Here is a 9,829-nt window from a genome sequence, read left to right as displayed (position 1 = left end):
TACAATAAAGAAAAAACATAGCCACTGATTTAGCGTTGATATTTAATGCTTGCCGTTTCACCATTTATAAAGTATCAAAACTTTGCTGTCGCAAGCTTTTTAAGCCATAATTAAACCCCCAATTAACGTTACATGAAACAGAACATGATAAATAATAACAGAATGATGAGATAAATGGGATATAGCAAAATAAACAGGGAAATATTGAAATTGTTTTTTGAAAAAGTGTTACAAAATATGAAATAAAAAATTGCCTAAAAAATTTTGTCCTAAAAATTGATTAGGCGTCATTGAAATCAAATAAGGCTGGTTGTTTTTCTTTTATCATTCGTTTATGAACTCGGTCGATTACTTTTCTAATACCTCGTTCTGTCATATTATATTTTTGGCTGAGTTCTGCATAATTATTACCTTTAAATGCATCATAAATTTGTAGATCGCGTTTGTTTAACTTAAAAAAATAATCTCTTGGAAATGTGAAATTTTGACCACCAAATAGTTCTGAAATTGTATTTGCAATGTTATCACCTAACTGTGCTGCAATATCCTCAGGTAAACCATAATCCATTGCGTCGTTAGCAGCAGATAATGATACATGTGTTAGTAATTCGTGACGTTTGATAGACATTGCAGACTTTGTCATAATTTACGCTCCTGTTTTCTTCTTATACCAATCTAGTGCACCAGGTATATTTTTTTCTAATTTATTAAAATCAATACCGGCTCTATACATCTGTTCAAAATACTCTTCATTACTGCTACGAACAGGTTTATCTTCTTCTTTATGTTCAACGTACGCAAATAAATGCTTAGTAGAATCATAAACTGACTTTAGATAATTATGATTTTTAAACGGCTTATATTCACCTAGTGCACGCTTAGCGTGAATATTATTAACGGTTTCTCTTAGTGCATGAGCCAGATGTCTGCTGGGTTGATATAATTTTAGGACCTCATTAATTAAGTTTACTGCTCTAGAATTGCTTAAATTTGATTTTTGAGTACGAAATAAACCTATATAGGCAATCATTGGTTTAGCACAGCCATAGTTTAAATTACTTACTAATATCAGTAATTCTCTGCCAGAATCATCCTCAACCAATGCGTCTAAATTAATTTCGTTGTGACAGATTGGGCAACGTGTTAATTTCATGCTTCTTCCTTTATATGCGTGCTTGCCAACTTTTTAGGCTTTCAATTACAACCATTGCTTGTTTTTGAGTCAGCCAATCCATCACTTCAACACCAGTAATACGTTTTACATAAAAATTGATAGCTTTTTCAGAACGATTTTTGATTTCACCTGCATCAGCTAGTGCTAGCCATAATGAGCGTATTTTTTTATGAACTGGTTCTGTAGCTGTTATCTTCCCCGTTTTTTTTGATGATTTAACTTTAAAACCTTTTAATTTCAAATTAGTTATAACTTTTTCTAGTTCCCAAACTGTCATATCCTTAGTGCTAGTTTTTTTAGTTATAGTCAGTAATAGATGACGATATGTATCGTCATCTAGATTAAGTTGAGATTTTGCAATATGAATCAGCTTGATGTATTTAGATTTCATCTATTTAACTCCTATTAATGATGGAGAATTACCTGAACCAGATAAACCATGATTCAGTTTTATGTTTTTTCCAGCTAAATACCCTTTATATTTAGCGTCATCTGCACCATTGCAGTTTTTAGTGTTGCGTAATGTTGCTTCTGATAAATCAAGCTTTTCCTGTTCATATTTATTTAGTATTTTATTTTCATCATCAGGTATAACGAACTTACTTAAAACATTATAAATTCCATTAATCCACCCAATGCAAAATTGATCTGCTCTAGCCATTTTTGTTGATTTTTTAACACGCTTATTTTGGCCATTCAAAAACTCTTTACGCGCCTTAATAATCAATCTTACAAGAACATCAAAAGCATATGCCGCAAGCTGAGGGCGTTCTCTCATTCCATAAAATTTAACAGTCATGTGATTCGTTTCATTGTTATAACAAAAATAACCTTTAACCCCAAATGCAGAACAAATAACATTAGCCAATATACCGACATAAGACGGTTGTTTTTCTGCATCAGTTGGTGTACGTTTTGCCATTGATTCGTTAATTGAAAATAGTTCAACATCACTAGCATTAATATCGTGTTCTTTCATTAACTTTAGTGCTCTTTGCATAGCAATAGCAGCTTCATGTGGATTAGTTGATTTTGCTAATGCTAAAAGTTTTTTGATTTTATCAATGTACTTTTCATTATTATTTGTCATAAAAACACCTTAAAAAACTAACAAAACGTTGTTTTAATGTTTTAGCTGATTTTAATTTTGTATATTCAGCATAGAGTTCATCGTACAACTTTCCATCAACATAGCCCTGACCAGTTACTTCACGCATAAATGAATGTTCATGGCTGATTGAAATATAATGGTCGGGCATATAACGCTTAGGGCTAGAGAATTTAGCCATTTGCTAATTCCTCCAACTCATCGATGATGCGATCAGCTTCACATTCAGATAAACCATACTCTTTACAATGAGCTATAAAATTAGCTATCTGGCTTAATATAAATTGATGCAAAATATAAAAATCTTGTGTTTGCATGATTACATAACCTCCTGTTCAAAAGGTACTATCGCAAAATCCTCTACATCTTTTTTAATGGTAATACCTGGTACATGAGCGACAACGTTTGCTTCATTTAAAATAGCTTCTTTATTAACTTCTTCTTTTGTACGAATAAATCGTTCCAGTTTTAGTTTTTTCAGGGTTTCTATAACCGTTTCTACACCACGAATAACACACGATGGCGGTCGATTACGCCACTGAACCTCTCCAGTAACTAGATTTGCAGTCTTAACTTTACCGTTATTTGTCAGCTCGTCACGGTTTGCTTCGCACCAAATTTGGATACCTTGTTGTATTTCCGCTGACTTCTTTTTTAATACTTCAATATTTGATGAATAACTTGCGGTAATTTCAGCGATTTTATCGTTCATTTCAGCTTCTAAACGAATCAATTCACGTTGAATATCACCCAGATATTTAATAGCTTCTGATGCTTGTTTTTTAGATTGCACAACATAGATTGACGCGGTAGCTTTAATACGTTTTTTGGCTTTTATCATTTTTATCGCTCCTAATTAATGCAAACGACTAATATCGCGCTCTTTCCACACAATTCGGCAACCATTTAATTCAAATTGCCCAAATCGATAATAACCTTCGTAACGGTAATATGTTGCTCGACCAGCTTCTATATACTTATTGCACTTGGGATGATGCTCAATTTCAATTGTCGGTTTTGACAGTGAATCATGATAAAAACCAATGACCGTTAGATCTTCGTTAGATAATATATTTACAGCTTGATTAACCGCATTTATCCCATTATTAATTAACTGATTAGTTTTCATCATAGATCTCCCCGTTCTTTAATACATTCAGCAATTACTTCACCAGTAACTTTTGGTGCACCAATGCGTGCTGCTAGGTTTAATGCATTTGATACCAAATTGTTAACCGCTAGCGGGTAACATAATGACCGCACTTGCTTTTCACCACGGCGAGTTGTTGCAACACGTAATCGATTGATAATTTCAGTAAATGCCGATGAATCAAATAACGTTGTATAGTCCATATCAACACGTGAAAACTTATGTTTGATATATTCTTCAACTTTAAAATCTAATGGTTTTAGGTTTACCACCTCGCAACGTTGCACAACTTCACGAACTTCGGGGTTATACTCTGATAGTTTTGTTTGTAACTCTGTTTGACCAATTAAAATAATTGATAGTAGTTTTTTAAAGCCTTCTTGTAACTCATAAAATCGCTTTAAGTGCTTTAATGTCGGGATTGGTAATCCATGTGCTTCTTCAATAATTAACAAATGTTTACGACCAGATAATGCACTATTTTTAAGTAAAGTATGCATTTGCCTTGCCCGTGCTTCAGCACTGCGTTTTGGCTTGACTTGTGGATCAATCGCATTGATGATTGCGCCACTAATATCCATGCTTTTTAGTGATTTACCTTTTACTTCATTGTCTTCTAAACCAAGCACATACGGCTCAATAACCGTTATTGGTTCATGATTAATATTGATCCAATCAATTAAATCGTGCCGTAGTGTTGATTTACCGCTACCTGATTCACCAATTACTGCTAACATTCCGCCGTGTTTTGCTGTTTGGCGCATTGCAGCACGTACATAACGAATATCATCAGATAGATAAACATCGGCATCCTGTGTCATTTCGTCAGTGAACGGATCACGAGGAATGCGAAAATGTGCCCGTGCATCTCGATTTATAGTTTGTTTTCGTAGTAACATATAGGCTGACTCCTTTGTTAAGTTTTCATTTGAGTCAACTGGCACAGCGTCGTCCGCCAAGATTCCGGCTGTGCCAGTTTCTTCTTCAAAAATATTCAGTAAATAATCGTTATTTAAACCTAGTTTAATTAACGCTTTTTCAATTTTTTGCTCTAGTTCATTACGAACTATTGAGCGTGGCCAAATATCATGATTAACAAGCTGATTAATAACGGCTTGACTGATTGAGTTACCTTTATACTCAATCATTCGAGCCAACTGCGCTTGTTTAATATTGAACTGTGCCATTACGCTTTTTAATTTCAGCATTATTTAACAATCCTTAGTCCTGTTGTACCGTCACAAACTGCAATTGGAGCGGTAAACGAATGAATTAATGACTCTAGCAAATCTTCAGGTACACCATCTTGATAACGAGCCGATAACCATTTATTTTCATCTATTGTTAATCTGCGCCCGATTGAGCTGGTAATACGCATTAAAGCGGCTGTTAGCGTTAATGTTGTTGTAGCTGGCTTTAAATGCTCAGGTGTTTCAATTTCATTACCTTTTTTAGCACTTGCTAAATAAGCCGGATGTTCAATATTATCTAAATAATCCAGTGTGTTAAGCTTGCCACCGAACGGCGCAACTTGTTTTTGTTTAGCTTTTTTGATTTCATCTTCGCTCATATCCGGGTATGCAACTTGATCCATCGCTTTAGCGGCTTGTTCAATTTCAGTATCACCTTTCGATTTATATTCCTCGCCAATCACCGGTGCATCTAAACGTTGTCCAAACTGATCATAATTGCGATTTGGTTCAACACGATAAATCAGTGCTTCACCGTCATAACGTGGCACTTCGATTTGTATTGCACAATCACCATAAACTAATGAACGAACGCTGACTTTATCTTTAACAGCAATACCATCTAAGCCTTTTAAACTATAAATAAGCGAACTATCCGCTTGCGGATGTTTAAAGCTGATGGTTAAATCAGGGCGAACTTGACGCTCTTGCTCACGACTTGCCATTAGTGCTTTACAAACATCAATGGGTGGTAATAAGCGTAATTGCTCTGCTGTAATGTATTGCCAAAGCCCTTGGCGTGAAACTGGCTCTGATAACCCAATACGACGTAGACGAGTATCTTGACCTGGTATTAAATTTGCGTTGTATGCTTCTGCCCAGTTCATTGCTGCATGATTTAATTCATCAATACTACCAACAGGTTGAAACTTTAAACGGCTTTCAAATTGTGTTTCGATGATATTATTGGCATTTTCAACACCACCTTTAGCTCTTGCATTACCTGCTTCGTGTTCTAGATATTTAACTTCTAAATGGTCTAACAAATTCTTGATTGCTGATGATGTATTAGCAGAACCTTTATCCCAGTAAAGTAGTTGTGGCACACCATGAAATAAACGCCCATCTTGCTTACCCCACGCAAACATTAAAAATTGGAATAATGAGTGTTGGTTTTCGCCTGCAGCTTCAACGTACCACGGAATAATGATGCCAGATGCACGGTCATACAATGTGTAACGCCAAACTTTGTATTTAACTTTTGCGTAATTCTCTAGCTTGTTTTTATAAAAATCACGGTCACGCATAATATGTTGTTTATCTTTCATGTAATAAATTAGGCATAGAGAGGGATCTACTTCGTGCACATGATTGGGATGCAATGCACGTAATGACTGAACAGGATTGGCCACTTGCTGTGCTTTTACATTCATTTTGCGGTTTCGTAATAATCTTGCAAAATGATTAGTACTTACACCAATTTCATAACCATTTTGTTTTGCAATACTTGTTGCTGTTGTTGTAAACATAGTTTGTTTACCATTATCACGCACTGACTCTTTACATATTGCTCCGACCACATTTAAAGCAATATCAGAAACACTTGTATCACCTTTATCAGCTCTGCATTTCCGATCACTTGACCAACCACAAAACTCTTTTAATTGTCGGTAAATAGTTTGTTTAGAAATACCTAAAAAGGCTTGTGCTTCACTCATAATAGCGCTTCTTGAACCAAAATCTGTTTTATCTAACTTAATTGCTAATTCATTTAAATAGTTGCGAATATTAGGTGATACCATTTTAAATTCCCTTGATATGAAATATCATTTATATAAATCTTGGATATTCTCATTTACTAAAGATTCTTGTCGCTGTTGAGCTTCCATAATATCGCTATCAAATTTGCTCCAAAGTTCACGATGCACATAACGAGCTTGATCTAAAGTTAATACAGCCGAACCATTCAACGTTAATAATGCAATTTGCATTGATTCAGGCAATGAATATGGTTTTTCGGGATCGTAATCAGGGTCATTCTCAAGTATTTCGAGCATTAATTTATACATAATGTCTACATACTGCCTTTGTTCTTCAAATAGCTTATCCATGCGTGATTGCGTTTCTGCTATCTGTTTTTTAAACGGCTCTAAACGCTCATCCAACGGCACGGTTTTCATTTCAAATTGAGTCAGTTTTATTGCCAGCTCTTCCTTTTCTTTCGCTACATCCGCATTACGTTTGCTTAATGCTTTGTAGTCAGCTTGCAAATCACTGTTTTCTTTTTTGAGTTGCTCTTTTTCTTTAGCATTTTTAGCAATAAATTCTTCTGCTAACTCAACTAACGCCTCTTTATCACCTGCTTTAGCGACTTCAATTAATGCCGTTTTTTGGTCCTCGGGTAGTTTTCGGTATTGACGTAATTCGCGATATCCGATACCCATGCGGGACATGGATTCAAGGGCTTCCTCGCCGAATGATTTTAGGTTTGCTATATCTAATTCAATTTTGTCTCTAGATGAACCGAGTAACAGACAAAAATCTTCCCACGTTCCTGAAAATAGCGAACCGTTCGCGGTTTTCATTCCTTTAAGTTGTTGATATAGTTTATTTTCACGGATAAAAGCCAATTTAGATGTGCGAACCGTTCGCGAAAACTGTTCAAAAGCCTCAGCCATTTGAGCCTGACCTAAAACTTGATTAACTAAATCACGAGATTCGTTATATTCACTTTGAATGCTAGTTATGGTATTCATTGCATCATTAATCCCTTGCTCATCAAGCGGAGGTAATTCAATTTCTTCTTTTTCTTTGTTTGCTGTTCTTGCCATTTTTATTATCCTTATCTTGCACCAGCTGTAATGCGCTGGTTCATTTCTGTCATTTGGTCTTGCATTTTAGTAATGTGAATTGCATGTGCTTGGGCTATTTGCAACATTTGCACGCTATGAGCAAATAGACCGTTATCTAATTTAATCACTAAACCTTCTTCAATCAGTGCTTGCAGAGCACGTGTAACGTTAACGGGCGATTCATTGATCATCTTTGCGATATCGCCGTTAGATAAACCTGTTAATGTATAGCCTTTTAGCGCTTTGAGTACTTTCAGTATTCGAGTGCCAGATGTTGAAATTTGTGAACTATGCATGTTTTTTACCCTTTTTCTATATATGAAAAACTGTTACAATCAGGGTTATAAGGCTTGTTTTAAGCCAAGTTTTACTGCTATATCGTGTGTCTTACCTCGGTGAGCACGACTTAAACCATTTAAAACGTTGTACACAACAACAGGGTGATAACCATTTTCAATCGCCCACGATTTGATAGTTTCACCTTTTTGTTGAAATTGTTGCTTAACTTGTGCTGGAGTGAGAATTTTGGACATTTTTATCTCCTTTTATATAAGTTATGAATAATTGATTTATAAATTATGTGTTATATTTTGTGACTTTTAAATCACAAAGTCAAGGGGTTTTTGTGACTATTACATCACCAAAAGATAGAATTAAAGAAGAACGAAAAAAATTAAGATTAACTCAATCAGCAATTGCTGAATTATTTGGAATTAAGCGTGAAACGTGGAGTAGATACGAAGCTGGTACTATATCACCAGGAATGGAAGTACTAATTGCATTTTCTAAAATTGGTGCTGACATTCAATATATTTTAACTGGAGAAAAACAAGTTGGCTTAATTTTATCCAGAGAAGAAAAAGAATTAATTGAATTATATCGTAATGCACCATTAGCTATTAAAGCTGCTGCACTGGGAGCTTTAACAGCAGGAACGGCTCAGCAGACATCCGCTAAACAAATTTTTAACGGAAATATAGATGGTCAAGTTTCTGCAGAAAATATTTATAATATTGGGGTGAAAAGGAAAAGGTGAGATTATGGAGCAACACTTTAATCATACGGTTGGACAAGTTGCGGCAAATAATATCTATAATATTTATATTGAGCTAATAAACAAAAAATTAGATATTAGTGAATTATCTTCACAGCACTTATTGCTAGCTATTGATTATATAAAACAAGAAAATAAACTAATAATCAGAAAGAAATTTTGTAACTTACCGGCTATTGCAATTTTGATTATTTCGCTGGCTATTTTCTCAATAGCTGCGATGAACTGGTATTTTATGGCTTCCGGCGGTTTTCTAAATCACAATCGCGTTTTTTCTGGAGATACATTTTTTCTAATTATGATATCTGCTTTAATTTTGATTACAATTTTAATTCGATTTTTGTGTATTAAAACTAAATATTTACACCCAATTTTATCTGAAAATAACCGGGTTATTTATGAATTAGAGCTAGAAATTGAAAAAAGAAAATTGAGGGGCGAAAAATGAAAATTTTTTTATTTATTCTAGCTCTTATTTCAATTCCAATCGTAGTATCTATTTTTGCCATCATGGCTATTTACGATAAAAATAGTCCTCCAACTAGCTCAGATGCAATATATCTTGCTCAAAAAAGATTAAAAATCAGTTTAAAAAATCCAAAATTTACAGATGTAATTTTCTTCAACACATCAAAAGATAAAGAATCAGAACATGTTTTAGCTGGAAATGTTTGCGGTAAAGTAGCGTCAGAATATTCAGATGATATGTATAGCCAGTTCTCAAGATTTATTGTTCCAATTCTGATAACAAATATGAATGGTAAACAAGGCGAAACTTCTACAATTTATTTAGAAGCAACACATGGTAATGCAGATAACTTCCAATTTGCTTGGGATATTATGTGTAAAGAATAGAGATATTTGCATAGAAAATATTTAAATAAATAGGATATAAGTATGAATAAATTAAATTTACTCATTTTATGTTTAGCTTTAGGTTTAACTGGCTGTGCGACTAAAAATTACGGTCGCCAAGGTGAATTAACTAAATATGAAAAAGACACGATGACATGCCGTGAAATTGCGTTAGAACAAGCGAAAATAGAAGGCTTTAAAGAACATGTAGAAAAAGAAAGCCAATTTGATGGACGTTCTGTTTTATCGTTTTTAGGTGACTTTGGAGTTGGTAATGTTATTGAAAAAGGTGAAGCGTTGAAAAGTGCGAATAGGCGGTTGGAGCAATTAAAAGATGTTGAAAAACAGAAGGAATGTGGGGAAGAGTAAAATTCCTTATGAACAGATCATTTAAATCTAAAAATCAAACAACCTAATAATTTATTTATATTTTATAGAAATATACA

General features: G+C 34.3%; 17 protein-coding genes. 4 read left to right on the top strand and 13 right to left on the bottom strand.

What is annotated here, in order from left to right; all coding sequences use genetic code 11:
• Positions 1 to 280: 280 nt before the first annotated feature.
• From A9G30_RS05970 to A9G30_RS05915, 13 genes are read right to left on the bottom strand one after another with little or no spacing between them, the layout of a single operon-like run.
• Positions 281 to 643 (bottom strand): Mor transcription activator family protein, encoded by a 363-nt coding sequence (locus tag A9G30_RS05970; protein ID WP_065567026.1) that lies wholly within the window; start codon positions 641 to 643, stop codon positions 281 to 283.
• Between the two features lie 3 nt (positions 644 to 646).
• Positions 647 to 1,153 (bottom strand): hypothetical protein, encoded by a 507-nt coding sequence (locus tag A9G30_RS05965; protein ID WP_065567025.1) that lies wholly within the window; start codon positions 1,151 to 1,153, stop codon positions 647 to 649.
• A gap of 10 nt (positions 1,154 to 1,163) precedes the next feature.
• Positions 1,164 to 1,565, bottom strand: coding sequence for a gp16 family protein (locus tag A9G30_RS05960; RefSeq protein ID WP_065567024.1), 402 nt, complete (start codon positions 1,563 to 1,565; stop codon positions 1,164 to 1,166).
• Entirely contained in the window at positions 1,566 to 2,264 is a 699-nt protein-coding gene (locus A9G30_RS05955; protein ID WP_065588367.1) for a DUF2786 domain-containing protein, read from the bottom strand. It abuts the gene before it with no gap.
• Positions 2,254 to 2,463 carry a hypothetical protein gene (locus A9G30_RS05950; protein ID WP_065567022.1) on the bottom strand — a complete coding sequence of 70 codons (210 nt, stop codon included), beginning with the start codon at positions 2,461 to 2,463 and terminating at the stop codon, positions 2,254 to 2,256. The genes A9G30_RS05955 and A9G30_RS05950 overlap by 11 nt, the downstream gene beginning before the upstream one ends.
• Positions 2,456 to 2,599: a hypothetical protein gene (locus A9G30_RS12915; RefSeq protein ID WP_176700710.1), complete on the bottom strand. Its 144-nt coding sequence runs from the start codon at positions 2,597 to 2,599 to the stop codon at positions 2,456 to 2,458. The genes A9G30_RS05950 and A9G30_RS12915 overlap by 8 nt, the downstream gene beginning before the upstream one ends.
• 2 nt (positions 2,600 to 2,601) lie before the next feature.
• Positions 2,602 to 3,123 (bottom strand): host-nuclease inhibitor Gam family protein, encoded by a 522-nt coding sequence (locus tag A9G30_RS05945; RefSeq protein WP_065588366.1) that lies wholly within the window; start codon positions 3,121 to 3,123, stop codon positions 2,602 to 2,604.
• A 15-nt stretch (positions 3,124 to 3,138) separates the two neighbouring features.
• Positions 3,139 to 3,411 carry a hypothetical protein gene (locus tag A9G30_RS05940; RefSeq protein ID WP_065588365.1) on the bottom strand — a complete coding sequence of 91 codons (273 nt, stop codon included), beginning with the start codon at positions 3,409 to 3,411 and terminating at the stop codon, positions 3,139 to 3,141.
• The gene (locus A9G30_RS05935) at positions 3,411 to 4,640 is read right to left on the bottom strand and encodes an ExeA family protein (RefSeq protein WP_065588364.1); all 1,230 of its coding nucleotides are present in this window, start codon (positions 4,638 to 4,640) and stop codon (positions 3,411 to 3,413) included. Before A9G30_RS05935 ends, A9G30_RS05940 begins: the two co-directional genes overlap by 1 nt.
• Positions 4,640 to 6,424: a DDE-type integrase/transposase/recombinase gene (locus A9G30_RS05930; protein WP_065588363.1), complete on the bottom strand. Its 1,785-nt coding sequence runs from the start codon at positions 6,422 to 6,424 to the stop codon at positions 4,640 to 4,642. The genes A9G30_RS05935 and A9G30_RS05930 overlap by 1 nt, the downstream gene beginning before the upstream one ends.
• A gap of 24 nt (positions 6,425 to 6,448) precedes the next feature.
• Positions 6,449 to 7,453, bottom strand: a complete 1,005-nt coding sequence (locus tag A9G30_RS05925; RefSeq protein WP_065588362.1) for a hypothetical protein — start codon at positions 7,451 to 7,453, stop codon at positions 6,449 to 6,451.
• An 11-nt stretch (positions 7,454 to 7,464) separates the two neighbouring features.
• Positions 7,465 to 7,770, bottom strand: a complete 306-nt coding sequence (locus tag A9G30_RS05920) for an IclR family transcriptional regulator (RefSeq protein WP_065588361.1) — start codon at positions 7,768 to 7,770, stop codon at positions 7,465 to 7,467.
• Between the two features lie 45 nt (positions 7,771 to 7,815).
• Positions 7,816 to 8,007 carry a DNA-binding protein gene (locus A9G30_RS05915; RefSeq protein ID WP_065588360.1) on the bottom strand — a complete coding sequence of 64 codons (192 nt, stop codon included), beginning with the start codon at positions 8,005 to 8,007 and terminating at the stop codon, positions 7,816 to 7,818.
• A gap of 92 nt (positions 8,008 to 8,099) precedes the next feature.
• Here A9G30_RS05915 and A9G30_RS05910 point away from each other — a divergent pair, with 92 nt between their 5' ends.
• From A9G30_RS05910 to A9G30_RS05895, 4 genes are read left to right on the top strand one after another with little or no spacing between them, the layout of a single operon-like run.
• Positions 8,100 to 8,510 carry a helix-turn-helix domain-containing protein gene (locus A9G30_RS05910; protein ID WP_176700675.1) on the top strand — a complete coding sequence of 137 codons (411 nt, stop codon included), beginning with the start codon at positions 8,100 to 8,102 and terminating at the stop codon, positions 8,508 to 8,510.
• Between the two features lie 4 nt (positions 8,511 to 8,514).
• The gene (locus tag A9G30_RS05905) at positions 8,515 to 8,976 is read left to right on the top strand and encodes a hypothetical protein (RefSeq protein ID WP_065588359.1); all 462 of its coding nucleotides are present in this window, start codon (positions 8,515 to 8,517) and stop codon (positions 8,974 to 8,976) included.
• Complete coding sequence (locus tag A9G30_RS05900; protein WP_065588358.1) at positions 8,973 to 9,383, top strand: hypothetical protein; 411 nt, start codon at positions 8,973 to 8,975, stop codon at positions 9,381 to 9,383. Before A9G30_RS05905 ends, A9G30_RS05900 begins: the two co-directional genes overlap by 4 nt.
• Positions 9,384 to 9,425: 42 nt before the next feature.
• Positions 9,426 to 9,752: a hypothetical protein gene (locus tag A9G30_RS05895; RefSeq protein WP_065588357.1), complete on the top strand. Its 327-nt coding sequence runs from the start codon at positions 9,426 to 9,428 to the stop codon at positions 9,750 to 9,752.
• Positions 9,753 to 9,829: the final 77 nt, after the last annotated feature.

This window comes from Gilliamella sp. Fer4-1 (genome assembly GCF_001690515.1).
GTDB classification, from domain to species: Bacteria; Pseudomonadota; Gammaproteobacteria; order Enterobacterales; family Orbaceae; genus Gilliamella; species Gilliamella apicola_C.
The sequence above is the reverse complement of the archived record's forward strand: the minus strand, read 5'-3'. Positions and strand labels throughout refer to the sequence as shown.

Coding starts and splice junctions, on each gene's coding strand:
- A9G30_RS12915 (WP_176700710.1), bottom strand. CDS start 2,599: ATGCAAACACAAGATTTTTATATTTTGCATCAATTTATATTAAGCCAG.
- A9G30_RS05945 (WP_065588366.1), bottom strand. CDS start 3,123: ATGATAAAAGCCAAAAAACGTATTAAAGCTACCGCGTCAATCTATGTT.
- A9G30_RS05965 (WP_065567025.1), bottom strand. CDS start 1,153: ATGAAATTAACACGTTGCCCAATCTGTCACAACGAAATTAATTTAGAC.
- A9G30_RS05925 (WP_065588362.1), bottom strand. CDS start 7,453: ATGGCAAGAACAGCAAACAAAGAAAAAGAAGAAATTGAATTACCTCCG.
- A9G30_RS05940 (WP_065588365.1), bottom strand. CDS start 3,411: ATGAAAACTAATCAGTTAATTAATAATGGGATAAATGCGGTTAATCAA.
- A9G30_RS05915 (WP_065588360.1), bottom strand. CDS start 8,007: ATGTCCAAAATTCTCACTCCAGCACAAGTTAAGCAACAATTTCAACAA.
- A9G30_RS05905 (WP_065588359.1), top strand. CDS start 8,515: ATGGAGCAACACTTTAATCATACGGTTGGACAAGTTGCGGCAAATAAT.
- A9G30_RS05960 (WP_065567024.1), bottom strand. CDS start 1,565: ATGAAATCTAAATACATCAAGCTGATTCATATTGCAAAATCTCAACTT.
- A9G30_RS05970 (WP_065567026.1), bottom strand. CDS start 643: ATGACAAAGTCTGCAATGTCTATCAAACGTCACGAATTACTAACACAT.
- A9G30_RS05920 (WP_065588361.1), bottom strand. CDS start 7,770: ATGCATAGTTCACAAATTTCAACATCTGGCACTCGAATACTGAAAGTA.
- A9G30_RS05930 (WP_065588363.1), bottom strand. CDS start 6,424: ATGGTATCACCTAATATTCGCAACTATTTAAATGAATTAGCAATTAAG.
- A9G30_RS05955 (WP_065588367.1), bottom strand. CDS start 2,264: ATGACAAATAATAATGAAAAGTACATTGATAAAATCAAAAAACTTTTA.
- A9G30_RS05950 (WP_065567022.1), bottom strand. CDS start 2,463: ATGGCTAAATTCTCTAGCCCTAAGCGTTATATGCCCGACCATTATATT.
- A9G30_RS05895 (WP_065588357.1), top strand. CDS start 9,426: ATGAATAAATTAAATTTACTCATTTTATGTTTAGCTTTAGGTTTAACT.
- A9G30_RS05935 (WP_065588364.1), bottom strand. CDS start 4,640: ATGCTGAAATTAAAAAGCGTAATGGCACAGTTCAATATTAAACAAGCG.
- A9G30_RS05900 (WP_065588358.1), top strand. CDS start 8,973: ATGAAAATTTTTTTATTTATTCTAGCTCTTATTTCAATTCCAATCGTA.